Source organism: Bradyrhizobium sp. LM2.9 (assembly GCF_054056555.1).
The window spans coordinates 332505-358580 of the sequence record NZ_JBSRYJ010000002.1; the positions used below are offsets into that span (position 1 = coordinate 332505).

Sequence of the window (26076 nt, forward strand, 5' to 3'; positions counted from 1 at the left end):
GGCAGGCATGACCACTGAAGCAGTCATCGTTTCCACCGCCCGAACGGCCGTCGGAAAAGCGTATCGCGGCGCGCTCAACAACACGGACGGCCCCACCACGGCCGGGCACGTGATGGCCGAAGCCGTGAAGCGCGCCGGCATCGCGCCCGGAGAAGTAGAAGACGTGGTCATGGGCTGCGCGATGCAGCAAGGCACCATGGTGATGAACGTGGCGCGCAAGGGCGCGATCCGCGCCGGCCTGCCCATCACGGTGGCCGGCACAACGATCGACCGGCAATGCGCGTCCGGCCTGCAGGCCATCGCGGTCGCCGCGCGCTCGGTGATGCTCGACGGGGTCGAGGTCGCGATCGGCGGAGGCATCGAGTCGATCAGCCTCGTGCAGAACGAGCACATGAACAAGTTCCACGCGGTGGACGACGAGCTGATGGCGATGAAGCCCGAAATGTACATGTCGATGCTCGATACCGCCGAGGTCGTTGCCGAGCGCTACAAGATCGGCCGCGACAAGCAGGACGAATACAGCCTCGAGTGCCAACGCCGCGTCGGCGCTGCGTTACAGGCCGGCCGCTTCAACGACGAGATCGTGCCGTTCACGACCAGGATGGCGCTGTTCAACAAGGACACCAAGGAGGTCACCTACGAGCAGGTGACGCTCACCAAGGACGAAGGCCCGCGTCCGGAAACCACCGCCGAAGGCCTCGCCAAGATCAAGCCGGTGTTCGAGGGCAAGACAATCAGCGCAGGAAATGCCAGCCAGCTCTCGGACGGTGCCTCGGCCTGCGTGATCATGAGCGACAAGATTGCGGCCAGAAAGGGTCTCAAGCCGCTTGGCATTTTTCGTGGCTTCGTCGCTGCCGGCGTCGAGCCGGACGAGATGGGTGTCGGCCCGGTCGCCGCGATCCCGCGCCTGCTCAAGCGCCATAACCTCAAGATCGACGACATCGACCTCTGGGAGCTGAACGAGGCCTATGCGGTGCAGGTGATCTATTGCCGCGACAAGCTCGGAATCGATCCGGACAAGCTCAACGTCAACGGCGGCTCGATCGCGATCGGTCATCCCTACGGCATGACCGGGTCGCGGCTCACCGGCCATCTCCTGATCGAGGGCCGGCGGCGCAAGGCGAAGTACGGCGTGGTGACCATGTGCATCGGTGGCGGCATGGGCGCAGCCGGCCTGTTCGAAATCATCCACTGAGCGGCAACGCGGGAGATCATTCGTGAAGACAGCAATTACCGAACTGTTCGGCATCGAGCACCCGATCATCCAGGGCGGAATGCACTATGTCGGCTTCGCCGAAATGGCGGCGGCCGTCTCCAACGCGGGCGGGCTCGGCTTGATTACGGGCCTGACGCAGAGAACGCCGGAGCTGCTGGCCAAGGAGATCGCTCGCTGCCGCGACATGACGGACAAGCCGTTCGGCGTGAATCTGACATTCCTGCCGACCTTCAGCGCGCCGCCCTATCCGGAGTACATCGCGGCCATCAGAGAGGGCGGCGTCAAGATCGTCGAAACCGCCGGGCGCAGCCCCGAACAGTACATGCCGGCCCTGAAGGCGGGCGGCATCAAGGTGATCCACAAATGCACCTCCGTCCGGCATTCACTGAAGGCCGAGCAGATCGGTTGCGATGCCGTCAGCGTCGACGGCTTCGAGTGCGGGGGCCATCCCGGCGAGGATGACATGCCGAACATGATCCTGTTGCCGCGCGCCGCGGAGGAACTGAAGATCCCGTTCGTTGCCTCGGGCGGCATGGCGGATGCGCGCAGCCTGGTTGCCGCCCTGGCGATGGGCGCTGCGGGCATGAACATGGGCACGCGCTTCATCGCCACCAAGGAAGCGCCGGTGCACGAGAACGTCAAGAAGGCGCTGGTCGCGGCGACGGAACTCGACACCAGGCTCGTGATGCGTGCGCTCCGGAATACAGAGCGGGTCCTGAACAACAAGGGCGTCGAGCAACTGCTCGAGATCGAGCGCGAGAAGGGCAAGAGCCTCAAGATCGAGGACATCCATGACCAGGTGGCGGGCGTCTATCCCAAGGTGATGATCGACGGCGACATGGATGCGGGCGCATGGAGCTGCGGCATGGTCGTCGGGCTCATTCACGACATTCCGTCCGTGAAGGAACTGATCGACCGCATCATGGCGGATGCGGAAAGACTCATCCGGCAGCGCCTGACTGGTTTCCTCGACGGCGCCGGACAGCGGCCGGCTGCGGCTCGGGCGATGGCTTAGCCCGGGAGGACATACCGCTTCCGGACGTTCTGACGGAGGCTATGCGCACGCATGGTCATGCGTGCGTCGATCTTTGTTGAAGCTCAACGGGTCAGATCGACGGCCTTCGGCAGCTTCGGGGGCATTTATGGACCAGGCCGACTTCCACTACTACGAGCCTTCGAAAGGCCACGGGCTCCGGCATAATCCGTTCAATGCGATAATCGCGCCGCGTCCGATTGGGTGGATCTCATCGCGCAATGCAGCCGGTCGATTGAACTTGGCCCCCTACAGCTTTTTCAACGCGTTCCTCTACGATCCTCCGATCATCGGATTTTCCTCGATCTCGTGGAAAGACACCGTCAAGAACGTCAGCGAGACGCGCGAATTTGTCTGGAATCTGGTCACCATGGATCTCGGCGAGCGCATGAACGTGACAGCGACGCCACTCGATCACGGCGTGAGCGAGTTCGAAGCAGCCGGTTTGACACCGATACCCGGACGCCACGTTGCTGTGCCGCGGGTGGGCGAGAGCAGGGCCGCCATGGAATGCAAAGTCGTCGAGGTCTCTCAGCTGGCCAACGCACGCGGAGAAAAGGTCGAAGGATGGTTCGTGCTTGGTGAGGTCGTCGCGGTCTACATCGACAAAACGTTGATCGAGGACGGCGTCTACAACACGGCACTTGCGCGTCCCATTCTGCGCGCCGGCCGGGGTGGAGATTATCTCGAGGTCAGGACCGAGAACATGTTCGAGATGAAGCGCCCAGCGGGCAGCAGCAAGCCGGAGTTCCACGGGACCTGATTGAGCTGGAAACAGGCTCAATTGTGGGGCCGACCATGCCTTGCCGCGTTTTGCCCGACAGGCCTAAGCCCGACTTCGCAAAGCCGATGAGTGACTGAACGGAAGCGCGTGCGGAGTCATACGCCCATCAAGACCCCGGGCCCCGCGCGTACAGGCCAAGAGCCAGCAGGGAGAACGCGCTCATCACGACGCCCAGCGCAAACATTGCTTCATGTGACACTGTGGCAGCAAGCCATACGCCGATTGCCGCGATCATCATCTGCAAGAAACCCAGCAGCGCCGAGGCCGCGCCGGCTTTCTCGCCGAATGGAGACAACGCGCGCGCCGTGGCCAATGGACCGACAATGCCCATGCCGAGGAGATATATGCTCATTGCGGCTAAGAACGGCAAGAAAGTCGGACTGATCAGCGAGATGAGCAGGATCGCAAGGCTGCTGGCGGTCGTCGCGCACAAACCTGCCCGGATCGGACCATCGAGCCCGTAGCGTGGTGCCAATCTTGTGGCAAGCATACCCGCGGCGAATACGATGAAGACGGTGCCGGCAAAGAAGAGCCCGAGCTGGATCGGCGTGAAGTGCAACGCTTCGATGAATAGGCGCGGCGCAGCGGAAAACATCGAGAACAAGCCGCCCATAGTGAGGCTCGAGGCGGCCGCGGGGGTAGCGAAGCGACGGTCTCGAATCAGACCGGCATAGGTCCTGCCGACGACAACTGGATTGAACGGCGTGCGGATCGAATTGTGGGTTTCGCCAAGAACGATGGCGTAGGCAACGGCGCTGACGGCGGCAAAGGCTGCGACCAGCGCGAATTCGGCGCGCCAGCCCAGGCTGTGGTCGAGGGCGCCGCCAAGCAGCGGCGAGAATCCGGGAGCAGCGGACATCACGATCATGATGAGCGCCATCGCGCGCGCCAGTGCGGCGCCACTGAACATGTCGCGGGCGATAGCGCGAGACAGCACTGACGTCGCGCAAGCACCTGTTGCCTGCACGACGCGGCCGATGAGGAGATTGGGCAGGTCGGTTGCCAGACCGCACCAAACGCTGCCGACGAAAAACACAGCAAATCCGATCAGGACCGGCCAACGTCTTCCGTAGCGATCCGAAAGCGGTCCGACCAGGAGCTGGCCTAACCCGAACACTGCAAGAAACACGGTGATGGCGGACGTGACCTCTGCAGTCGTGACATTCAATGAGATCGCAATCTGCGGCAGAGACGGCAGCAAGATGTTAGTCGCGAGCGTTCCCATCGCGGCCAGGACGGAAAGGACCGCGATAGGCAGGGCGCTGGAGGTGGGAATGTCCCGAGGCGCGGTGTTGATCAGGTCAGCCATGGGATCTTTCGCGTGACAGGGATAGGTAGATCAAGGCGGCGAGTGACGCGGTTCGCGCCGCTTGCCGATTCCGTTTTTGTCGCCTAGCCGCAATATCAGCGGACGACGCGCTCGATCGCGATGGCCGTGGCTTCGCCGCCGCCGATGCAGAGTGACGCGACCCCGCGCTTGAGGTTCCGCGTTTCGAGCGCGTGCAATAGCGTCACGATCAGCCGCGCGCCGGTGGCGCCGATGGGATGACCTAGCGCGCAGGCGCCGCCATTGACGTTCAGCTTCTCTCTGGGGATGCCGAGATCCTTCTGTGCCGCCATCGCCACGACGGCAAATGCCTCATTGATCTCGAACAGATCTACGTCGCCAACGCTCCAGCCGACCTTGTCCAACAGCTTGCGAATAGCGGGGATCGGGGCCGTGGTGAACCATTGTGGCTCCTGGCTGTGGGTGGCATGGCCCTTGATCTCGGCGAGCACCGGGAGGCCGTCGCGATCGGCGAGCGAGCGTTTCGCCAAGACGAGCGCCGCAGCGCCGTCAGCATTGGCGGATGAGGCGGCGGGCGTGATGGTGCCGTTGGCGCGGAACGCGGCTTTCAGCCCGGGGATTTTGGCGGGATCTACCTTGAGCGGATGTTCGTCATTGGAGATGATCCGGGGCCCGGCTTTCTCGGTCAGCGTGATCGGAGCTATCTCAGCCTTGAACGCGCCGCCCTCAACCGCCTTGCGGGCGCGGGTCAAGGTCTCGATCGCATACTCGTCCTGGTCCTTGCGGGTGAATTGATAGGCCTCCGCCGTGGCCTCGCCAAAGTCGCCCATCGAGCGTCCGGTCTCGTAGGCATCTTCCAGCCCGTCCATCAACATGTGGTCGATGATGCGGTCGTGGCCAGCGCGATAGCCGCCCCGCGCCTTGGCCAGCAAATAGGGCGCATTGCTCATACTCTCCATGCCGCCAGACAGAACGATCTCGGCGGAGCCCGCATTGATGATATCGTGAGCCAGCATGGTGGCCTTCATGCCGGAGCCGCAGACCTTGTTGATCGTGGTGGCGCCGGTGGCATCGGGCAATTTGGCGCCGCGCGCGGCCTGGCGTGCCGGCGCCTGGCCCTGTCCGGCCGGCAACACGTTGCCCATGAACACCTCGTCGATCCGCTCGGGCGCCAGTTTGGCTCGTTCGAGCGCAGATCCGATCACATGGGAGCCGAGCTTGTGGGCACTGAGTGGCGAGAGCTCGCCCATGAAGCGGCCGAGCGGCGTCCGGGCTGCGGAGAGGATGACGACGGGATCGGAAGCCATGGCGAATTCTCCTGTTGATCGCTGTTGTTATATGACGATAATCATATAACATGGCCGGCATTGCAATGAAATATTGCCGTCACTTCAAAAGCGCGGTCCAGAAGCGCTGGTGGATGGGAACGGTCGTACAGCCGGTCACCGAGCAGCTTGCACGGAGGGGAGATGCGTTACGTAGGAGACCATAGGCGCCAGACCCACAGCCGGATCGTTGAAAGTGCCTCCTACGGCTTGCGTCAAAACGGTGCCGAAGGGCTTAGTGTTGTCGAATTGATGAAGCTCGCCGGTCTTACGCACGGCGGGTTCTATAACCATTTCGAGTCGCGTGCCGCGCTTGTTGGCGAGGCAATTGCGTTTGCGATGGATCAAACGGCCGAGCGGTGGAAAAAACTGGCGAACCGGAAGGCAAACGAGGATCGTTTCGAGACGTTGATCGCCGATTATCTCAGTTCCCGCCACCGCGACAATCCCAGACAAGGCTGCGCGCTTCCAGCCCTGGCCGCTGATGTCGCTCGATCGAGCCCGAGGGAGCAACGGGCGCTTGCTTCCAAGCTGGAGAAGATGATCGACATCCTGGTCGAAGTGCTTCCCGCCGAGGGTCCTCAACAGGCACGCCAAATCGCGACGAGCGCCATTGCGACGATGGTTGGATCGATCGTGCTATCGCGTGCTGTCGGCGCCGGGAAGCTTTCCGACGATATTCTCGACGCCGGACGGATGACTGTCTGCGGCCGGACTCACAAGCGACAGCGCAGAACAGCAAAGGCGATGAGCTGCGACAAACCATAATCTGGGAGGTGCCCATGACGGCCGGCAAGTGGCTCAAGACAGCCTGCAACCTGTGTTACGTAAACTGCGGCATCGAGGTCTGGGTGAATGAGGGGCGTCTCGAGAAGGTACGAGGCGACCGTTCAAACCCGAAGTCGCAAGGCTATCTGTGCAACAAGGCGGCGCGCATTCCCTACTATGCGCATCACAGGGATCGGCTCACGACCCCGCTGCGTCGTCGCGCCGATGGCGGCTTTGATGAGATCGAGTGGGACGTCGCGATCGCAGAAATCGCGGAGCGGCTTCGAGACGTCGTCGACAGGTATGGCGGCAAGAGTATTGCCCTTTATGGCGGCGGCGGGCAGGGCAACCACGCTGGCGGCGCCTACGCCAGTGGTTTGTTGCGTGCGCTGGGCTCGCGCGGCGTCTTCAACGCTCTTTCGCAGGAAAAAACCGGCGACTTCTGGGTCAATGGCCACATGTTCGGCAGCCAAACCTGCCACACCTCAGAGGACGTCCATCATTGCGATCTCTTGCTTGTCATCGGGGCAAATCCCTGGATCGCGCACGGCTTCCCCAATGCGCGCGACCATCTCAATCAGATACGCAAGGATCCCGCACGCAAGCTGGTCGTCATCGACCCCCGGCGAACCGAAACCGCAGAGATGGCGGATCTGCATCTTGCGGTTCGTCCCGGTGCGGATACGTTTCTTCTTGGCGCGCTGCTGGCCACGCTCGTCCGGTCCGACCGGATCGACCACGCGTTCATTGAGGCGCATACGATCGGCTTCGCGGAAGTGAGGCAAGCGCTATTGAATATCCCCGTTCAAGAATGGGCCGACGCCGCCGATATCTCGATCGCGCAGCTGGAGCGCTGCGCCGCGATGATCGCGGCCGCGAAGGCCATGGTGGTTCGGGTTGAACTCGGCATCCAGCAAGGCGTCAACTCGACTCTCAACTCCTATCTCGAGAAGCTCTTGATCATGCTTTCCGGCAATTTCGGCCGTGAAGGTACCAACCAATTGCATAGCTGGCTTCAGCCGCTATGGGGAAATTCTCCGAACCAGACATTCGCGCCAACCGGCGACGCCATCATTGGCGGCTTGTTGCCGCCCAACATTTTCCCCGAAGCGGTTCTCAAGGACCATCCAGACCGGTTGCGCTGCGCCTGGATCGACAGCTCCAATCCCGCCAACACCGCCGCAAACACGGAGGCGGTGGAACGCGCGCTGAAATCGCTCGAACTATGCGTCGTCGTGGACGTTGCGATGACCGAAACCGCTAGGCTCGCGCATTACGTTCTCCCGGCGTCCACACAATACGAGAAGACGGAATTCACTCTCTTTAACTACGAATTCCCGACAAACTATTTTCACGTGCGCGCTGGCGTCTTGCCGCCGCTCGCCGGCACGTTGCCAGAGCCCGAGATCTACACGCGGCTTGCCGTCGCCCTGGGGCTTCTGCCGGGTGACAATGTGCTCGCGCCGCTACGCGAAATAGCACAGCGCTCGCGACCTGAATTCGCCGCGGCCTTTCGTGCCTTCATCGCGGAAAACCCGGCGGCGGTGCCTGCCCTGGTGCTCTACCATACGCTAGGGCAGACGCTTCCGGATGACACGGCGGCCGCGGCTCCGTTGTGGAGCGCGGCATTGGCTTGCGCGAAGCGGTCGCCGCAAGCGGTACGGCGGGCGATCGGCGCATCCGACCAGGTGACGGACCAGCAGCTCGGAGACCTTCTGTTCAACACCATTGTGGCGACCCGGCAGGGCACGGCGGTCACCCGGCACAAGTATGACGAGGTCTGGTCACTGATCAGCCATTCGGATCGCAAGGTTCGGCTGGTCGTCCCGCAGATGATGGAATGGCTGGCGCGTCTCGATCCGCAGGCTGCGGGCGCGCCAAAGGAGTTTCCGTTCATGCTGGCGGCCGGTGGTCGCCGCATGTTCAATGCCAACCAGATATTTCGCGATCCCGCGTGGCGTCGCGACGACCCGGACGGCGCCCTGTTGATCAATTCGAGCGATCTGAGCGAGTTGGGCGCGAAGGATGGTGACTGGATCGCGGTCGAGTCGGCGGTCGGGCGGCTCGTCGTCCGCTGCAAGGTCGATGACGCCATGCGGAACGGCCAGTTGGCGCTGCCGCACGGCTACGGTCAGGCATACCCGACATCAGACGGAGAGCGCCTGATCAACGGACCGCGCATCAATCTGCTCACCGAGAGCGGCAACCGTGATCCCATTGCGGGCACGCCCTACCACAAGAACGTCCCGGTGCGTTTGACCCTGGTGTCCGGGCACGAAGCTGCCGCCTATCAGTCGCAATCCGAGCGAATTCATAAGAGAGCGGCCGGACAATAGCTCGAAGGGAGCGTCGAATGACCGAGAAACCAATCGCAATCGTGACCGGAGTAGGGCCAGGCACGGGAGCTGCCATCGTCAAGCGCTTCTCTGCTGGCGGGTTTCGTATCATCGCGCTTGCCCGCTCAGCGGAGCTCACCAATCGACTTGCGCAAGAGCTTCCGGACGTGCACGCGGTGACCTGCGACGTCTCCGAGGAGGCTCAGGTGCGGACCGCAGTCGCTGACGTAAAGCGCCGCTTTGGCGCGGCGGACATTCTCATCCACAACGCGGTCGGAGGGGGTTGGGGGAGTTTTCGCGAGATCGATCCGAAGATGCTGAAGGGCAACTTCGAAGTCAACGTGATGGGTCTGTTGTACCTGTCGCGAGAAGTGGCGCCTGACATGATCGCTCGGGGCAAGGGCGCAATCCTGGTGACCGGCAACACCTCTTCGATCCGAGGCAAAGCCAATTTCGCCGGCTTCGCGCCGACGAAGGCGGCGCAGCGCATTCTGGCCGAGTCGATCGCACGTGAAGTAGGACCTCTCGGCGTCCACGTCTCCTACGTTCTCATCGACGCCGTTATCGATACGCCCCGGATGCGCGCGCGGATGAGCGACAAACCGGATGAGTTCTTCATCAAGCCGGCGGCGATCGCCGACGAATTATTGCATCTCTACGGTCAGGATCGCTCGGCCTGGTCGTTTCTCACGGAACTGCGGCCATTCAACGAAAATTGGTAACGCTCGAACACGGGCACGGCGCGCTGGGTCACTTTGGAGAGCTCTCCGCGGGACTTGAAAGGTCAGGAACATGACTGATGGATCCATCGCGGTTGATGCGGGGACGGACGAACTGCTGTGCGCGATCCGGGATCGCGTCGCGGTGATTACCTTGAACCGGCCCGGAGCCCGAAATTCGTTGTCCGATCATCTTACGCCGGCGTTGCGCCGGATGATCAAACAGAATGGAGATGATCCTGAGGTCGGAGCCCTCCTGATTACCGGTGCAGGCACTGCCTTCTGTTCGGGCGGCGATGTTAAGGGAATGGGCGGCAACGCTGCCGCGCCGGCGATGTCATTCAGCGACAAGGTTGCGCGATTGCGGGAACGTCAGCGAACCCTGACCGGCGTACTTGTTTCGGTGCGGAAGCCCACCATCGCAGCTTTGCCGGGACCGGCGGCTGGCGCCGGGCTTGCGATCGCACTCGCTTGCGACCTTCGTATCGCGGCCGAATCCACGATCATGACGACAGGCTATGCCAGGATTGCGCTCACCGGCGATTACGGCATTTCGTGGTTGTTGACCCGGCTTGCCGGGACGGCACGTGCTCGCGAACTGATGTTTCTGTCTGAACGGATCAGTGCACGGCGCTGCGAAGCATTGGGCCTTATCAATCGCGTGGTGTCTGATTCCGAACTGCAAAGCGAAGCATTCGAAATGGCGAGAGCATTGGCGAATGGCCCGGCGAGCGCCTATGCCTCCATGAAGGATAATCTCGACCTTGCGCTGTCGGCCGACTTCTTGACGTCACTAGATCAAGAGGCCGAGAGGATGGTCCTCGCGGCGGGCACTGCGCAGCACGCCGAAGCTGTCCGGGCTTTTATTGAGAAGCGTCCGCCGACTTACAGGTAAAACTCTTTCAGGTCATGACTTCGAAGGCCTAGCGGGCCGTACCCGCAACCGCACAAGCTGGAGCTGCCAAGCTAGAGCGTTTCACTTTTTGACTGAAGCATAACCGGCGTTAGCGAAGTAGTTGGCGCATTCACGAGGCTGGATGTCGTGGACGAGGTGACCGATGTGTCGCCAAGTGTCCTCGATGGTGCGCTTCTGAGCTTGCCGCATCCAATGCTTGATCTTGGCGAAGGCCTGTTCGATCGGGTTGAGGTCGGGGGAGTATGGCGGCAGGTACCAGAGCCTGGCGCCAGCGGCCTGGATCATCTGCCTGACAGCTTTCGACTTGTCGCTTCCAAGATTGTCGAGAATGACGATATCGCCCTCGCGCAGGGTTGGCAGGAGAAGGTGCTCAACATAGGCGCGGAAGCATTCGCCGTTGATCGGCCCGTCGAAGACGCAGGGTGCCGTGAGTTGGTCGTGGCGGAGCGCGCCGAGGAACGTGAGGGTACGCCAGTAACCGTGCGGTGCGAAGCCACGCAGGCGTGCCCCTTTGGCACCCCCAGCCCCGCAAAGGGGCCATATTGGTTTTGATCCAGGTCTCATCGATGAAGACGAGCCGGCCCGGATCGAGCCCGGCCTGCCAGGATTGCCAACGCTGACGCCTACGAGAGACGTCGGCCCGAGCCTGCTCAAGAGCGAACAGTGTTTTTTTGAACCGCAGCCCTTCCCGGCGCAGGAACAGCCAGACCGCGTTGTGCGAGACCTTGACCCCACGGGCCGCCAGTTCCGCCTTCAGGCCATGTAACGTCAGGTGGGGCGTCTGAGTGATTCGCTCGACGATGAAGGCGCGGTGCGGATCAAGTACAGGCTTGCGGTGTCCGCCCATCTTGCCAGGCACAACCGAGCCGGTCGCCCGCTGCCGCTGTGACCACTTCACAACTGACGAGACCGCAACGCCAAACCGTTCTGCCATAGACCGGCAGCTCTCGCCTGCCAAAACCGACGCCACCACTCGCTCGCGAAGATCCAGGGAAAGAGGTCGGGTCATGCGATGCTGGCCTCCAATCCAGTCAGCATCTTGAATCACAAACCGCCAGAAACCGGAATCCCCTCCGATTCAATTAAGCAATGAAACGCTCTAATTGCTCATTCGACTGCGGCGATACGAATGGGACGCGTTCCGATCGGAGCGCCGGTCGCGCGGTCGATGGTGAGGGGATCGATCTCCGTTCCGTTTTCGGCATCAAAGAACCGGGTCACCTTGCCTCCGCTGCGATGCTTGCGTCCCCACGCACCAATCGCGAATAGGACCGGCAAGAAGTCGCGCCCGGCTTCCGTCAGCACATATTCGTCCCGTGGCGGACGGTCTGAATAACGGCGCTTCTCCAGCACTCCCTCGTCAACCAGCGCCGAAAGGCGCCCCGTCAGCATCGTCGGCGCGATACCGAGACTCCTGCGAAAATCGTCGAAGCGGGTCAGTCCCGCATGGGCGTCGCGCATGATCAGCATGCTCCATGCGTCTCCGACCAGCGCCAGGCTTCGGGCGATCAGGCAAGGCTGGGCCGAAGGTTTTTTCATGTAAGTCTCATTTTAGTAGTGACTTGATACTAAATTGATAGTAACAGATCATTCGTCGGTGTTCCACACCAAATTGGGAAGACCGGAGCCGAGGACGCGGAATTGCGCTGATGCCGGGTGCTTCCGCCAGCATTGGGCTGGCGTCGGGCCAAGGCCAACATAGCGGCCTATCAACACGTGCACCTCTTCGTGCGCACAGGAAGAACCGCGTCATCCGATATCCCTCTGATCTCAGGGATTCCGGTGTCAGCCGAACTATGGAGTAAGTGATGTCAACTTATGTCAGCCACCCAGGATCGGTCGTGCGCTATGTCGATGCGCCGAATCTTTCGATCAGTGCTGCAGGAACAACTTTTGCCTATCGCGATATCGGTCCACGCACTGGCGTGCCATTGATCCTTCTCAACCATTGGGGCGCGGTTCTCGACAATTTCGATCCACCGATCGTCGACGGGCTCGCCACCAGGCATCGCGTGATCGCGATCGACTACCGCGGCATCGGCGCTTCAGGCGGGAAAGCGCCTGTTAGCGTTGGCGAAATGGCAGAAGATACGATTGCTCTGATCGCCGCGCTGGGTTTTGAAAAAGTCGATCTGCTCGGCTTTTCCCTCGGCGGCTTCGTAGCCCAGGATATCGCACTGAAGGCCCCTGGTCTCGTGCGAAAGCTGATTCTGACCGGCACGGGCCCGGCAGGCGGCAAAGGTATCGAGAAGGTCGGGCCGGTGTCCTGGCCGCTGATGATCAAGGGCTTGCTGACTTTGCGAGACCCGAAATTCTATCTGTTCTTCACCTCCACAGCCAATGGCCGCCGGGCCGCAAAGGCCTTTCTGGAAAGGCTGAAGGAGCGTAAGTCAAATCGGGACAAAGGAGCCACGCCAGTGGCCTTGTTGCGGCAGCTCAAGGCGATCAAGAGCTGGGGCCAGCAGGCGCCTCAGGATCTCGGCAGCCTCCGCATCCCGGTCCTGATCGCGAATGGCGATAACGACATCATGGTGCCGACCGCAAACAGCACCGACATGGCACGGCGTGTTCCGGGCGCCCAACTGGTCATCTACGAAGATGCCGGGCACGGCGGGATTTTCCAGTACCACGCCGATTTCGTGCCGAAGGCGCTGTCGTTCCTCGACGCCTGACGCCGCGACCATATTTTCAAATTGGAGATGACATCATGAAGGCATTCGTCGTCGACAAATATAAGAAGAAAGGGGCTCTGCGCTCGGCAACCATGCCAGAACCGGAGTTGCGGGACGATGATGTCCTGGTTCGGGTTCGCGCAACTGCTGTGAACGTCCTGGACTCCAAGCTCAGGAATGGAGAATTCAAGCTCATCCTGCCGTATCGTCCGCCCTTCATTCTGGGCCACGATGTTGCCGGGACGGTCGTCAGGGTTGGCCGCAATGTCAGGCGATTCAAGGCAGGCGACGAGGTCTATGCGCGGCCGCGCGATCATCGGATCGGAACATTCGCCGAATTCATTGCCATGAACGAAGCCGACGTGGCGCCGAAGCCCTCGAACATCAGCATGGAAGAGGCCGCTTCCATCCCGCTGGTGGGGCTGACCGCCTGGCAGGCGCTAGTCGAGGTGGGCCAGCTGAGGCCCGGCCAGAAGGTCTTCATCCAGGCGGGCTCCGGCGGGGTGGGGAGTTTCGCGATCCAACTCGCCAAGCATCTCGCTGCGGTCGTCGCGACGACGACGAGCGCGAAGAATGTCGAGCTGGTCAAGAGCCTCGGCGCGGACTTGGTCATCGACTACAAGACCCAGGATTTCGAGAAAGTCTTGTCGGGCTACGATCTGGTCCTGCACAGCCAGGACGCCAAGACGCTTGAAAAATCTCTGCGCGTGCTCAAGCCGGGCGGCCTGCTCATCTCAATCTCCGGGCCGCCCGACCCCGAATTCGCGAGGGAGCAGGGGATGAACATCTTCCTGAAACTGGTGCTGCGTTTGCTGAGCCATGGTGTGCGGAAGAAAGCCAGAAAACTTGGTGTGCGCTTCTCATTCCTGTTCATGCGAGCGCAGGGACAGCAGCTACGCGAAATCACGTCCCTGATCGAATCCGGCGTGATCCGTCCGGTCGTGGACAAGGTTTTCCCGTTCGAAAAAACCGGCGACGCGCTCGCCTATGTCGAGACCGGGCGCGCAAAGGGCAAGGTCGTGATCGCGGTGAAACAATAGTTCCGTAACGGTGCCGCCTGCGTTGCGACGCCATACGCCGGCCGGCACCAAGTGCATGAGGAAACGACATGACTGAATCCAACCGCGATACACAGCCTTTCCAGCAGGACGTCGCACTTATTGTCGGCGGTGGCCCGGGCATCAGTTCGAGTTGCGCCAGGCTGTTCGCGGAAAACGGAATGCGTGTCGCCGTCGCAGCCAGGAATCCGGAAAAAGCCGTCCTTGAGACTCTCGAAAAGGTGCACGGCGTACGTCGCTACGCCTGCGATGCAAGCGAACCGGAGGCCGTGGCACAGCTGTTCGCGAATGTCGCTCGAGAGATCGGAGCGCCGAGGCTTGTCGTGCATAACATCGATGGCCGCGTTCCCGGCATTTTCCGCAAGGACATTCTCGAAGCCGACCCGATAATGGCGCTCGAAACAATCCGAAACTCGGCATTCAGCGCGTTTCTGGTAGGTCAACAGGCAGCTCGGCTCATGCTCGGAAACGAACCCGACGTCAATGGTACGAGAGGAACGTTAATCTTTACGAACGCCAGCGCGGCGCTCAAGGGTTTTCCATCGAGTGGTGCATTTGCGATGGCGTGCCATGCCAAATCCGGACTCGCGCAAAGCATGGCGAGAGAATTGATGCCGCAGGGAATCCATGTGGCGAATGTGCCGATCGATGCCGCGATCGGTTGGACTCAGGAAGACGGGACCCGCGCGCACCGTCTGGCGGGGACGACCGTGGAAGACAACATGGCCGACCCTGTCCATATTGCGGAAACCTATCTGCAGCTGCACCGCCAGCATCGGTCGACCTGGGCTTTTGAAGTCGTGCTGCGGCCGTGGGTCGAGAAATGGTAATTACGCTCAGCTGATCCCTCCGAACAAGTGCGCGGAGATCGCCAATTCTAAATTGGAATTCGATTTCTGCACCAAGAATTCCGCCATTCTCTGGCACATTGACGTCTGCTCGTCTTGACAGTTCTATTTTAGAACGGTTTACTCCGCGGGCCGATATGAATGAAGGGTGCGGACCTCCCGGTTGAAGGAGGCCGCGCACGCTGCCGAAAACAAGGCGCGAGGGAGGATGGCATGAGGAGCGTGGACGAGCTTACCGCAGCCGAACTGCTGGACGGCCTGCCGTCCAGAGTGCACGAGGTTTACGCGCCGTTCGTGCGGGATATTCCGGATCATCCGGCCTTCGTGGAAGGCGGGCGTTCCTGGAGCTACCGGCAGTTCTCGGATGTTGTCGACGCTGCTGCAAAGAATCTCGCCGGGTTGGGCATCAGGCCCGGTGATCGCGTGATGATTGCCAGTGAGAACAGCGTGGCCCTCGGCGTGATGCTCTTCGCAGCGAGCAAGCTCGATGCCTGGGGTATTCCGGTCAATCCCCGCCCTTTCGCCCCGAGAGATCGACCTGATTGGGACGCACAGCGGCGCCAGACGCGTTCTGTTCAACTCGGCTCTGTCGAAGGAAGCGGCCGATCATGCCACTCGCGTCGGAGCGAAAATCGGCGCCGTCGGACCATTTGGTGGAATCGGTGTCGGTCCTCTCAATGCGGATGCGAAAGCAGAGCCCGTCGAGAAGGATGGCGCCCGCCAGGTCGCAGGCCTTTTATACACCTCGGGCACGACCGGTGCGCCGAAGGGCGTCATGCTGAGCCACCGCAATCTGCTCTTCACCGCAAGGACGTCGGGAATCCTTCGACGAAGCAGTCCAGGCGACCGCATTTACGGCGTCCTGCCGATGTCGCACATCGTCGGGTATGCGATCCTACTGATTTCGACGCTGATGCACGGCGGCACGTTGCACGTCGTGGCCAAGGCCGATCCCGCTGCGCTGGCTCATGCCATCGCCGAGCAAGGGATTACGAGCCTATTCGGCGTGCCTGCCACATATCAGCGGCTGCTTGAGCACAAGGCGGTCAAGGGCATCCAACGGCTCGAGCGGGGCAGCCTGCGGATCATGGCGGTGGCTGGCGCTCCGCTAGACCTCGATCTCAAGAAGCGGATCGAGGACGAGTTTGGAATCCCGCTGTTGAACAACTACGGCATAACCGAATGTTCGCCCGGCCTGTCGGGTGTCCGTTCGGAACAGCCTGTCTCGGACGAGTCGGTCGGCCCTTTTCTTCCCGGCGTCGAGCACCGGATCGTGGACGGACAAGGAAAAAAGGTGGCGACCGGTGAGGTGGGCGAATTGCACGTACGAGGTCCGAACATCATGCTCGGCTACTATCGTGCGCCCGACCTGACAGCGGCGGCGATCGATGAGCAGGGATGGTTCAACACGGGAGATCTCGCGCGGGTGAACGGCAAGGGGCATCTCTACATTGCCGGCCGCACCAAGGAGCTCATCATCCGCTCCGGCTTCAACGTTTATCCCGCCGAGGTGGAAGCGGTCCTGAACGCGCACGACCAGGTCGTTCAGTCGGCCGTCGTCGGACGAAAGGTCGAGGGCAACGAGGAGGTCGTCGCGTTCGTTCAGCTTCTCCCCGGTGCGAGCATCAGCGCGGAAGACCTAAAGGCATATACGGCCCAATTGCTCACGTCCTACAAGCGTCCAACCGAATTGATCGTGCTCGACGCTCTGCCCTCGGCCTCCACCGGCAAGATACTGAAACACAAGCTGCGAGAGATGGCGAACGAACAGGCCGCCCCGAAGGCGTCGCGTGCGGCCGCCGCTGGCTGACGGGCGTCAGGATGATTTGAACGGCAATATGCCGGTTTAAGAAAGAACGTGAGCGACGGACTTGTCGCCGAAGGGAGATGACAATGTTGAGAAGCGTCATGATTGTAGCCGCGCTCGCGGCATCCATAGCCGGGGCGCATGCGCAGACGCCGGGCGTCACTGAATCCGAGATAAAGATAGGAGCGACGTTCCCTTTCAGCGGCCCCGCTTCGCCGCTCAGCAATACCGGAAAGGGCATGATCGCCTACGTCAATTCGATCAACGAGCGCGGCGGCATCAACGGGCGGAAGATAAACCTCGTCACCTACGACGATGCCTACAGTCCCCCCAAGACGGTGGAGCAGACCAGGAAACTCGTGGAAAGTGACGAGGTGGCGTTCCTGTTCGGCCCGCTGGGGACGCCCGGCATCAGCGCTACTATCAAGTACGTCAACGCGAAGAAAGTCCCGCATCTGTTTGTTGTGAGCGGAGTCACAAAATTCACGAACTTCGCTGAATTCCCCATGACCACGACGGGATTGCCGAGCTACGACACCGAGGGACGAATCTACGCGAAATACATCACCCAGACCCGGCCGGACGCGAAGATTGCCATCCTGTATCAGAACGACGATCTGGGTAAGGACTTCGTCAATGCATTCAAGGGCTATTTGAAGGACGATTTCGACAAGAAAGTCGTCGCGTCGTCCTACGAAGTGACGGAGCCGACCATTGATTCCCATGTCGTTTCGCTGAAATCGTCTGGCGCATCGGCGTTTTTGGTGGCCGGCACGCCAAAATTCGCAGCGCAGGCCATCAAGAAGGCCGATGAGATAGCTTGGAAGCCGCTGTTCCTGATCAACTTTGTTTCGAGCTCGGTCTCTTCGACCATCGTCCCCGCAGGACCGGAAAAGGCCGTAGGCATAGTCGCCGCGACAATCACGAAGGATCCGAATGATAAGAAGTGGGCCGACGATCCCGGCATCAAATGGTACCGCGAGTTCTTTGCCAAATACCTGCCGGGCGCAGATATCGGAGACAACAATTATCTGTTCGGGACCCAGCAGGGACAGATCCTGGAGCAGGTACTCAAGCAATGTGGCAACGATCTCTCGCGGGAGAATATCGTCAGGCAATCGCGCAGCATCCGCGGGTTGTCGCTTCCCACTGTTATACCAGGTGTCATCATCAACACGGGCCCCGAAAGCAGTATGGCGTATACGCAGCTGCAGCTGCAGCGCTGGAATGGGACCACGTGGGAGCAATTTGGTAGTGTACTCAGCGCCGACGGGAAATGAATTGTATCGTCTGAACACGCTGCGCAGGTGATTTGAGCCACGCGATCAACTGAATCATGGAGCACGGATGTCCAGCGACGTTCTTTTCCGGCCTTCCAAGCTGAAAGGGCTGACCTTGCCGAACCGGGTCGTGATGGCGCCGATGACGCGCTCATTCTCTCCGGGCGGAATCCCGACCGGCGACGTCGCGCAGTATTACCGTCGGCGTGCCGAAGGAGCGGTCGGCCTCATTATCTCGGAGGGCACGGGCGTGGATCGTCCGGCATCCCTGAACGATCCGAATGTTCCCCGTTTTCACGGTGAGAAGGAGTTGGCGGGGTGGCGGCGTGTGGTCGACGAGGTGCATGCCGCCGGTGGCCTGATGGCACCGCAGCTATGGCACGTCGGAGCCGTTCGCACCCGCGCCCAGGATTGGTCTCCTCCGGGTGCTTTACGACAGTCCGTCCGGTCTGTCGCGACCGGAGAAGAAATTTGGCGAGCCGATGAGCGAAGCGGACATCGCCGACGCCATTCGCGCCTTCGCCGATGCAGCGCTTGCGGCGAAGCGCCTGGGATTCGACGCCGTCGAATTGCATGGCGCGCACGGCTATCTGATCGATCAATTCTTCTGGGCGGGCACCAATCGCCGCGAGGATGCTTATGGTGGCAAGGACCTGCCGGGTCGGGCGCGGTTTGCCGCTGATATCATCCACGCGGTTCGCAAATCGGTCGGACCGGACTTTCCGATACTGCTCCGCATCAGCCAGTGGAAGCAGCAGGACTATGAAGTGAAGCTGGCCGAGACGCCTCGCGCGTTGGAAGCCTGGCTCAAACCTCTGGTCGACGCCGGAGTAGATGTTCTGCATTGCTCGCAACGGCGCTTCTGGGAGCCGGAGTTCGATGGTTCCGACTTGAACTTCGCCGGATGGGCGAAGAAGGTCACGGGTGTACCGACGATTTCGGTCGGGTCAGTCGGTCTGACCGGCGAATTCATCGCTGCATACAGCGGAGAAAGCTCGCGTCCGGCGTCCCTCGACGAGTTAATCCGCCGCCTCGATCGCGAGGAGTTCGATCTTGTCGCGGTGGGTCGGGCGCTGCTTCAGGATCCGCAGTGGCTACTGAAGATACGCGACGGCCGGACAGAGGAATTGATGGCTTTCGAACGAACTGCATTCGCAGCGCTGAGCTAATCCGAGCGATGAAGGGTGTCGGGGCAGGGTTCGTCGCTACTGAATAACGGCTATCGAAAATGTTGGGTAGCCGGTGCTGCGGCGATCGGTCCAAGCTGGCTGGCAACGAATGATCGGCTGCCCGGCAGTCGACGACGGGAGGAGCCTGCGTGTCCTTGCGCAGTCGCCTGGAAGCAATTCGGAGACTGGCAATGAACGACACGAAAACCCAGGTCGGCCAAATCCGCACCGAGGTGCACGGGCATGTGTTCAAGATCATCATCGACAACGTTGCGAAGAAGAATTCGTTCAGTCCGCAGATGATGGCGCAGATGTCGGATGCGATGACGCTTCTCGACCGCACCGACGACTACTGGGTCGGGGTACTTTGCGCCGAGGGCCCGGATTTCACGGCCGGGCTGGATATGCCGAAATTCTTCGGACCCAAGGCCGAGAATACCGAGATCAAGCCCGACAACATCGATGCGTTCGCGTTGAAGAGCCGGTGTCGCAAGCCGATCGTGACGGCAGTGCAGGGGATCTGCTTCACGATTGGCATCGAAATGATGCTCGCTGGCGACATCGTCGTGGCGGCCGACGACGCACGGTTCTGTCAGATGGAATCCAAGCGCGGGATCGCGCCTCTTGGTGGTGCCCATTTCCGATATCTGACACGGGCGGGCTGGGGAGACGCGATGTATCACCTGTTCCTATGCGACGAGTTCGATGCCGCGCGGGCTTACAAGATCGGGTTTGTTCAGGAAGTCGTCGCTCCCGGCCAGCAGATTGCGCGCGCGATGGAGATTGCGAATCTGATCGCCAAGAACGCGCCGATCGGCATTCAGGTGACGAAGGAGGCCGCGTTGAAATACATCGAGGCCGGCGAGAGAGCCGCGATCGATTACATTCCCAAGATCAAGGATCGCGTCTTCAGCAGCGAAGACATGAAAGAAGGCATCCAGTCATTCGTGGAGCGCCGCTCGGCAGTATTCCGCGGGAAATAGAGATCCCACGACCGCTTGGTAGAACTTCGCTCCGGACCAGAGGATTTGACCATAGGAAGCATCAAGAAGGCATTCGATCTCACCGGCAGGAATGCTCTTGTTACGGGAGGCTCCCGTGGCCTTGGGTTGCAGATCGCCGAGGCGCTGGGTGAGCAAGGAGCACGGATCGTGATCTCCTCTCGCAAGGCGCCAGACCTGGAAAAGGCCCAGGCGCACCTTGCCGGGCTCGGCATCAAGGCGGAATGGATCGCAGCGGATAATTCCAGGGACGAAGACGTCAAGCGCCTCGCCGACGAAACGATCAAGAAGCTCGGACGGGTGGACATTCTGGTGAACAACGCGGGCGCCACCTGGGGCGCGCCGACGGAAGATCACCCGATCGAAGCCTGGGACAAGGTGATGAACTTGAACATCCGCTCGCTGTTCCTGCTCAGCCAACAGATCGCCAAGGGTTCGATGATACCGAACAAATATGGCCGCATCGTCAACCTTGCTTCGATCGCGGGCCTGTTCGGAAGTTCCGGGGATATGCAGACGGTCGCCTACAACACAAGCAAAGGCGCTGTCGTCAACTTCACGCGGGCGTTGGCGGGGAGCTGGGGGCGTTACGGAATTACGGCCAATGCTCTGGCGCCTGGCTTTTTCCCATCGAAGGTGACAAAGGGAACGATCGAAGCGGTCGGGGTCGAAAAGCTCGCCGCTGGCGCGCCGCTGCGCCGCATCGGTGATGAGGACGATCTGAAAGGTGCCGCGGTTCTGTTCGCCAGCGACGCCGGCAAGCACATTACCGACAGATCCTTGCCGTCGATGGTGGTCTGACTTCGGTGCTATCGTCTTCCTGAACGTCTTGGTCTGGCGGCCTGCGGTTTTGTAGTGACACCGTTCGCGGCGGTGGAGGGCTAAGGGACCACCAGCGTCAGCGTCTCGGCGACCAGAGCCGGCGTTTGACTATTCTCGATCTCAAGTACCGCGTTGCCCTTGATCAGCATACGCCCGTTGTCCTTCGGTTCGACACTTGTCATGGAAAGCTGAAGGCGAACGCGGTTACCCGATCTTACGGGTGTCAGGAACCTGACTTTGTCCAGACCATAGTTGAAGACGGCAGATGCGTCGACCGGAGCGAGCCCCAGGTCCATGCCAAGTGGCGCAATCAATGACAGGCTCAGGAAGCCGTGGGCAATGGTGCCGCCTACAGGACTTTCCTTGCTCGCGCGGTCCGCATCCACGTGGATCCACTGCCTGTCCCCAGTACAGGCCGCGAACTGGTCGATCATGGGCTGGTCGATGGTGACCCAGTCGGATGTTCCGAGATTCTGGCCCACGAAATCCCTGATCGCCTCGAGCTTAATCTGTGCCATCGCTGTGTCCGTTGTTCGACCGTTTGGCATATTTCCCCAAACTGCGAGGAAGGCCATGTCGATTTTGTTGAACGGGGAACGCAATATTGAATAGCGGCCAGGCTTTGATGGCTTTTTCGCTTGTGTTTCCGGGTCCTGCGACGTCGTTCGCACTCGGCGATCAGGAACCAAAAGCGCTTGCGCAAAGGACGAGAGCATGACCGAGGCAAGCTGGGATTTGTTTCGCTTGTTTTCCGTGGTGGCGAGAACTGGAAGCGTCAACCGTGCCGCACACGAACTGGGAATGAGCCAACCGACATTGAGCAGGCGTCTGAAGGAGCTGGAGCGCTACGTGGCCGCTCCCCTGTTCTTTCGCGCCTCGTCCGGGGTGAAGCTGACGCGGGAAGGCGAGGACCTGCAACGCTCGGCCGGCGATATGATGCTCGCATTCGAGTCGTTTCATCGCGATCTGCGTTCGCGCGTCGGGCAACGATCGTCAGTGGTCAGGATATCGGCGACCGAAGGCATGACCAAGCACTGGCTTCTCCCGCGGGTTGCGGAGCTGCGACGGCGCGATAGTCGAATCTACCTGGAAATCATCTCCACGGTGAACCAGCAGAGCTTGGCAACGAGCGATCTGGACTACGTCATCAGGATGGGAGATCCCGGCGAGAACGATCTCATTGGAAAGCGGGTCGCGGACGTGCCGATGGGGATTTTTGCCTCCGAGCGGTACCTTGCCGGACGCCCCGCGCCTCGGTCATTGTCAGAGCTGAGGGATCACGACATCATCGGCCATACTGCCGATTTTGTCTCCTTCCGCAACGTTCGGCCCAATCAGAGGGATTTGTTGGAGTATTTCTCGGAAGCGGCGGGCATCCGCAGCGTTGTTCGGGTCAACCCAATTGCCAACCATTTCGCCGCCGCCGGTTGCGGTCTCGGGCTTGCGCTTCTTGCTGTACCATTCGCGCAAGCCGAGGGACTGGTTCAGGTCTTGCCGCAAGAGACAGTTACGATGAACGTATGGCTGCTGCGCCGGCGCGAGAGCGACCTGAGAAAATTGACTCGTGAAGTCAGGCGATTCCTGGAAGCAGAATTCACCGCTTCCAGGGAATGGCTCGCGGGCAACCCTCGAAATGCGAGAGTGACCAAGCGCAAGGCCTGAGGCCGTCTCACATGCTGCCTTCGCCGCATCTGGAAATATCGCGGTAAGACACGCGAAGAGGCCGTGGTCATTCTGCGCCTGAATAGCGGTAGTTCAGAATTTAGATACTTGCCGGGCGCCGGGCCGGTCATCCTCCATCTCAAAAATCATAACGGGAGGGATGGATGTCCAAATCGGAAGGGGCCTTGCTGTCAACGCCGATCCAGACGATCGCGGAAATTCCGCGACGTTACGCGGCCATCACGCCCGACGCCGTCGCCGTGAGCTTCGAGGGGCGCGAGACAAGCTATCGGGTTTTGGAGGAATTATCCAATCAAGTCGCCAATGGCCTCATGGCTGGGGGTGTGCGACCGGGCAGCCGAATTGCGATACTCGACAAGAATTCGGATATCTTTTTTCAAGTGCTTCTCGGGGCAGCCAAGGCCCGCGCCGTCCTGGTTCCCATCAATGCAAGGCTGGCACCTCCCGAGATCGTTTTCGCGGTCAACGATGCCAAAACCGAGATTCTCTTCGTCGGGGAATCGTTCGAGAAACTTACCACTGAAATCCAGGATCAGCTGGAAACTGTTTACCAAATCATTGTGTTGGACTCTCGTTACCTCAAGTGGCGCGATGCCCACCCGACGACCGAGGCGAGCCTGCCAGTCAGCCCCGATGACGTTTGCTTGCAGCTCTACACCAGCGGCACGACCGGCTATCCGAAGGGCGTGCAGCTTTCTCACGCCAATTTTCCACTACACGCGCTTGACGACTGGAAGGCGTGGTCGTCCGACGATGTCATGCTGCTCGCAATGCCGTTGTTCCACATCGCAGGGGTCGGTACCGGCGTATTCGGTCTGGTCGCCGGCCTCAAGACGATCGTGCTTCGCGAGTTCGTTCCATCGGTGGCGCTTGAAACGATACAGCGCGAACGAGCTACGGTCACGTTCCTCGTTCCGGCAATGCTATTGGCGATGCTGGCCGAACGTAACGTTGAAAAAATCGATCTCTCCTCACTGAGACAGATTCTTTACGGAGCCTCCCCGATACCGCTCGAGCTTCTCAGGAAGTCGCTCCGGGTGTTCAGGCATACGGGGTTCTTCCAGGTCTACGGCCTGACCGAAACGACCGGCGTCATCACGGTTCTGGATGCTGCAGACCATTCCTCGAACAATAGGGATATCCTGAGGTCATGCGGCCGTCCGGTCGAAGGCATTGAACTGATGGTCATCGACGCGTCGGGCAAACCGCTACCAGCCCGAGAGGTGGGTGAAGTCGTGTGCCGCTCATCGCAAAATATGAAGGGATACTGGAATCGGGCAGAGGACACCGCGAGGACTCTCAGGAACGGATGGCTGCATACCGGCGATGCCGGATTCCTCGATGAAAACGGCTATTTGTACATTCATGATCGTTTGAAAGACATGATCGTTTCCGGCGGAGAGAACGTCTACCCCGCCGAGATCGAAAGTGCCTTGTATGGACACGCGGATATCGCCGACGTCGCCGTCATCGGCGTGCCTGACGACCGGTGGGGTGAAGCGGTCAAGGCCCTCGTCGTGTTGAAACCGGATCGTACGGCGGACCCGGCGGGCATACTGCATTTCCCGCGAGGAAGGCTGGCGGGGTTCAAGATCCCGAAGTCGATCGAATTCGTGCTCACGAACTTCCCCGCAATCCGTCCGGGAAAATCCTCAAGCGGCTGCTGCGAGAGCGCTATTGGGAAGGATACGAGCGGATGGTCAATTGAGCGTGGTTGGCCGAATTGAACGTATCGGGCCGGGAGACGCTTTTGCTAGGCGACCGCTGCGTCCTGCGACTTGAGCGACTGAAGCGTCAGCACCTCGGTCAAGCGCAGATGTTCCGTCATCAAATCGGTGGCGAGTTTCACATGCCGGCCAAGAATGGCTTGGGCCAGTGCCGAATGTTCGGCGCGCAGATCACGATCGGCGCGCGACATTCGCACATTGATGCGGCGATAGCGTTCGCCCTGGACGAAGAGTTGTTCGCGGATTCGCAGCAGCCAGGGACTATCGCAGGCCGCCACCAGGGTGGCATGGAATTTCGCGTGCGCGATCATCCAGTCGTCGCCCAGGTCGTGAATGTCGTGGGGCGTATGCGAGAGTTCATGATCGGCTGCGACAATAGCAGCCTCCCATTTGAGGCCGCCGAGTTTCATCGCGCGGTGCATGCATTTCAGTTCGATGTCGATTCTGACGGCCGTCAGATCCGAAACATCGGCGGCATTGATGGGCGCCACCCGGAAACCTCGCTGGGGCTCCGCAATGACCAGCGCCTCGGCAGAGAGACGCGACAGGGCCTCCCGTACAACGCTCGGGCTGACCCCAAGATATTGAGCCAGATCTTGAATTTTCAGCTTTCCGTCGGCCGGCAAGCGGCCGGCCAAGATGTCCGAGCGAAGTCGAGCATAGGCTGAAACGGTAAGGCTGGTCGCGTCCTGAGGCATCCCTGGCATTTTCACAAGGATTCGGAGGAATACAAGATGAATCCAATAATATCTTTTTTATGTTGACCGTATGAGTTTTTCAGATACCGTTCCATTATCGAACCGAACGACTGACTCAAAAAAAATCCGGAGGAATTCAATGACCACACCAAACGAGTTGGTTACCGTCAGTCGGGAGGGCGATCTCGTTACCCTGACGATGACTTTCGCTCCCTACAATCTCGTGGCCAAGCCGCTGCTGACCGCGCTGCTGGATGCAGTCGAACAGGCTCATAAGGGAGGCGCGCGTGCCATCATCCTGCGGAGCGGATTGCGACACTTCTCCGGCCGGTGCTGAAATAGAACTATTCGACAATCGCGGCGAACGGATGCCCGAAATCGATGTGTGCGCCTGCCTGGATGCGCTCGAACAGGTTCCTGTGCCGATCATCGCGAGCATGCACGGATTGGCCCTCGGTGGCGGATTCGAGCTGGCGCTGGCCTGCGACATCATCGTTGCCGCGGACTCCGCGAAGGCCGGCATGGTCGAGGTGACGCTGGGCCTGCATCCGCTGATGGGCGCCATACAACGTGTGGCATCGCGCGCCGGCGTGGCGCGCGCCAAGGAGATGGCTCTGTTCGGACGTCGCTATGATGCGGCGACGCTGGAGCGCTGGAATATCGTCAATCGCGTCGTGCCCGAAGCCCAGCTTGAAGAAACGACGCGGATCCTCGCGCTCGAGCTTGCGGTGGGCCCGACAGTGGCGCATGGCGCCACCAAACGACTGGTCCGGGAATATATGGAAGACAGCGTCGTGAAAGCCGACCGCGCAATGTCTGACGCGCAGCGTCCGATCTTCCAGAGCAACGATCTCGTCGTCGGCCTGAAGGCCTTCCGCGAGTCCGGGCCTGGTCACGCCATTTTCTCGGGCCGCTGAGGGACGTTG

23 protein-coding genes and 3 pseudogenes are annotated in these 26076 nt (G+C 60.6%); 20 read left to right on the forward strand and 6 right to left on the reverse strand.

The features are described from left to right. Positions 1-7 precede the first annotated feature (7 nt). The 3 genes from ACVWW3_RS03050 to ACVWW3_RS03060 all read left to right on the forward strand — a co-directional run bounded on the left by ACVWW3_RS03050 (position 8) and on the right by ACVWW3_RS03060 (position 3012). Positions 8-1195, forward strand: coding sequence for an acetyl-CoA C-acyltransferase (locus ACVWW3_RS03050; RefSeq protein ID WP_247341774.1), 1188 nt, complete (start codon positions 8-10; stop codon positions 1193-1195). A gap of 22 nt (positions 1196-1217) precedes the next feature. Then, positions 1218-2231 (forward strand): NAD(P)H-dependent flavin oxidoreductase, encoded by a 1014-nt coding sequence (locus ACVWW3_RS03055; protein WP_247341777.1) that lies wholly within the window; start codon positions 1218-1220, stop codon positions 2229-2231. A 127-nt stretch (positions 2232-2358) separates the two neighbouring features. Further along, positions 2359-3012 (forward strand): flavin reductase family protein, encoded by a 654-nt coding sequence (locus ACVWW3_RS03060; RefSeq protein WP_018322613.1) that lies wholly within the window; start codon positions 2359-2361, stop codon positions 3010-3012. 127 nt (positions 3013-3139) lie between these two features. On the opposite strand, the gene ACVWW3_RS03065 is transcribed toward ACVWW3_RS03060, so the two are convergent. Together ACVWW3_RS03065 and ACVWW3_RS03070 are read right to left on the reverse strand one after the other, a co-directional pair. Then, entirely contained in the window at positions 3140-4342 is a 1203-nt protein-coding gene (locus tag ACVWW3_RS03065; protein WP_247444357.1) for a multidrug effflux MFS transporter, read from the reverse strand. A gap of 95 nt (positions 4343-4437) precedes the next feature. Continuing rightward, a complete protein-coding gene (locus ACVWW3_RS03070) occupies positions 4438-5628 on the reverse strand; it encodes an acetyl-CoA C-acyltransferase (RefSeq protein WP_247347911.1) in 1191 nt (396 codons plus the stop codon). 162 nt (positions 5629-5790) lie between these two features. On the opposite strand from ACVWW3_RS03070, the gene ACVWW3_RS03075 reads away from it, so the two are divergent. The 4 genes from ACVWW3_RS03075 to ACVWW3_RS03090 all read left to right on the forward strand — a co-directional run bounded on the left by ACVWW3_RS03075 (position 5791) and on the right by ACVWW3_RS03090 (position 10364). Next, complete coding sequence (locus ACVWW3_RS03075; RefSeq protein WP_247341785.1) at positions 5791-6414, forward strand: TetR/AcrR family transcriptional regulator; 624 nt, start codon at positions 5791-5793, stop codon at positions 6412-6414. Between the two features lie 14 nt (positions 6415-6428). Beyond that, the gene (locus ACVWW3_RS03080; protein WP_247347912.1) at positions 6429-8750 is read left to right on the forward strand and encodes a molybdopterin-dependent oxidoreductase; all 2322 of its coding nucleotides are present in this window, start codon (positions 6429-6431) and stop codon (positions 8748-8750) included. A gap of 17 nt (positions 8751-8767) precedes the next feature. Further along, positions 8768-9472, forward strand: coding sequence for an SDR family NAD(P)-dependent oxidoreductase (locus ACVWW3_RS03085; protein WP_247341791.1), 705 nt, complete (start codon positions 8768-8770; stop codon positions 9470-9472). 70 nt (positions 9473-9542) lie between these two features. Next, positions 9543-10364, forward strand: a complete 822-nt coding sequence (locus tag ACVWW3_RS03090) for an enoyl-CoA hydratase-related protein (RefSeq protein WP_247341793.1) — start codon at positions 9543-9545, stop codon at positions 10362-10364. Between the two features lie 81 nt (positions 10365-10445). Here the strand turns inward: ACVWW3_RS03090 and ACVWW3_RS03095 are convergent. Then, positions 10446-11394 (reverse strand): IS630 family transposase gene (locus ACVWW3_RS03095; RefSeq protein ID WP_247341796.1). Its coding sequence is split into 2 segments (ribosomal slippage): positions 10446-10904 and positions 10906-11394, totalling 948 coding nucleotides; the frame shifts between segments, so codons are not numbered across the junction. Between the two features lie 98 nt (positions 11395-11492). After that, complete coding sequence (locus ACVWW3_RS03100; protein WP_247341799.1) at positions 11493-11924, reverse strand: winged helix-turn-helix transcriptional regulator; 432 nt, start codon at positions 11922-11924, stop codon at positions 11493-11495. A 269-nt stretch (positions 11925-12193) separates the two neighbouring features. Here ACVWW3_RS03100 and ACVWW3_RS03105 point away from each other — a divergent pair, with 269 nt between their 5' ends. The 9 genes and pseudogenes from ACVWW3_RS03105 to ACVWW3_RS03145 all read left to right on the forward strand — a co-directional run bounded on the left by ACVWW3_RS03105 (position 12194) and on the right by ACVWW3_RS03145 (position 21021). Beyond that, positions 12194-13057, forward strand: a complete 864-nt coding sequence (locus ACVWW3_RS03105; RefSeq protein ID WP_247446426.1) for an alpha/beta fold hydrolase — start codon at positions 12194-12196, stop codon at positions 13055-13057. A 35-nt stretch (positions 13058-13092) separates the two neighbouring features. Continuing rightward, positions 13093-14097 carry an NADP-dependent oxidoreductase gene (locus tag ACVWW3_RS03110; RefSeq protein ID WP_456650950.1) on the forward strand — a complete coding sequence of 335 codons (1005 nt, stop codon included), beginning with the start codon at positions 13093-13095 and terminating at the stop codon, positions 14095-14097. Between the two features lie 68 nt (positions 14098-14165). Further along, positions 14166-14945 carry an SDR family oxidoreductase gene (locus tag ACVWW3_RS03115; RefSeq protein ID WP_247341810.1) on the forward strand — a complete coding sequence of 260 codons (780 nt, stop codon included), beginning with the start codon at positions 14166-14168 and terminating at the stop codon, positions 14943-14945. Positions 14946-15176: 231 nt separating this feature from the next. Next, positions 15177-15413 (forward strand): annotated as a pseudogene (locus ACVWW3_RS03120) (AMP-binding protein); the annotation flags it as partial. 37 nt (positions 15414-15450) lie between these two features. Further along, on the forward strand, positions 15451-16773 hold the full coding sequence (locus tag ACVWW3_RS03125) for a class I adenylate-forming enzyme family protein (protein WP_456671864.1): 1323 nt from the start codon (positions 15451-15453) through the stop codon (positions 16771-16773). Between the two features lie 98 nt (positions 16774-16871). Continuing rightward, positions 16872-18050, forward strand: a complete 1179-nt coding sequence (locus ACVWW3_RS03130) for an ABC transporter substrate-binding protein (RefSeq protein ID WP_247341813.1) — start codon at positions 16872-16874, stop codon at positions 18048-18050. A gap of 67 nt (positions 18051-18117) precedes the next feature. After that, positions 18118-19219: pseudogene (locus ACVWW3_RS03135) on the forward strand (NADH:flavin oxidoreductase). A 191-nt stretch (positions 19220-19410) separates the two neighbouring features. Beyond that, complete coding sequence (locus ACVWW3_RS03140) at positions 19411-20202, forward strand: crotonase/enoyl-CoA hydratase family protein (RefSeq protein ID WP_247341820.1); 792 nt, start codon at positions 19411-19413, stop codon at positions 20200-20202. 45 nt (positions 20203-20247) lie between these two features. Then, positions 20248-21021, forward strand: a complete 774-nt coding sequence (locus ACVWW3_RS03145; protein WP_456671865.1) for an SDR family oxidoreductase — start codon at positions 20248-20250, stop codon at positions 21019-21021. Positions 21022-21101: 80 nt separating this feature from the next. Here ACVWW3_RS03145 and ACVWW3_RS03150 read toward each other — a convergent pair whose 3' ends face one another. Continuing rightward, positions 21102-21560: a MaoC family dehydratase gene (locus ACVWW3_RS03150; RefSeq protein ID WP_247453169.1), complete on the reverse strand. Its 459-nt coding sequence runs from the start codon at positions 21558-21560 to the stop codon at positions 21102-21104. A 196-nt stretch (positions 21561-21756) separates the two neighbouring features. Here ACVWW3_RS03150 and ACVWW3_RS03155 point away from each other — a divergent pair, with 196 nt between their 5' ends. Then, positions 21757-22704: a LysR family transcriptional regulator gene (locus ACVWW3_RS03155; protein ID WP_247341829.1), complete on the forward strand. Its 948-nt coding sequence runs from the start codon at positions 21757-21759 to the stop codon at positions 22702-22704. A gap of 164 nt (positions 22705-22868) precedes the next feature. Then, a pseudogene (locus ACVWW3_RS03160) lies at positions 22869-24433 on the forward strand (fatty acid--CoA ligase). A gap of 45 nt (positions 24434-24478) precedes the next feature. On the opposite strand, the gene ACVWW3_RS03165 reads toward ACVWW3_RS03160, so the two are convergent. After that, positions 24479-25150 carry a GntR family transcriptional regulator gene (locus ACVWW3_RS03165; RefSeq protein ID WP_247341835.1) on the reverse strand — a complete coding sequence of 224 codons (672 nt, stop codon included), beginning with the start codon at positions 25148-25150 and terminating at the stop codon, positions 24479-24481. Between the two features lie 139 nt (positions 25151-25289). Here ACVWW3_RS03165 and ACVWW3_RS03170 point away from each other — a divergent pair, with 139 nt between their 5' ends. Together ACVWW3_RS03170 and ACVWW3_RS03175 are read left to right on the forward strand one after the other, a co-directional pair. Further along, the gene (locus tag ACVWW3_RS03170) at positions 25290-25487 is read left to right on the forward strand and encodes a hypothetical protein (RefSeq protein WP_456671866.1); all 198 of its coding nucleotides are present in this window, start codon (positions 25290-25292) and stop codon (positions 25485-25487) included. 31 nt (positions 25488-25518) lie between these two features. After that, a complete protein-coding gene (locus ACVWW3_RS03175; protein ID WP_456671867.1) occupies positions 25519-26067 on the forward strand; it encodes an enoyl-CoA hydratase/isomerase family protein in 549 nt (182 codons plus the stop codon). Positions 26068-26076 lie beyond the last annotated feature (9 nt).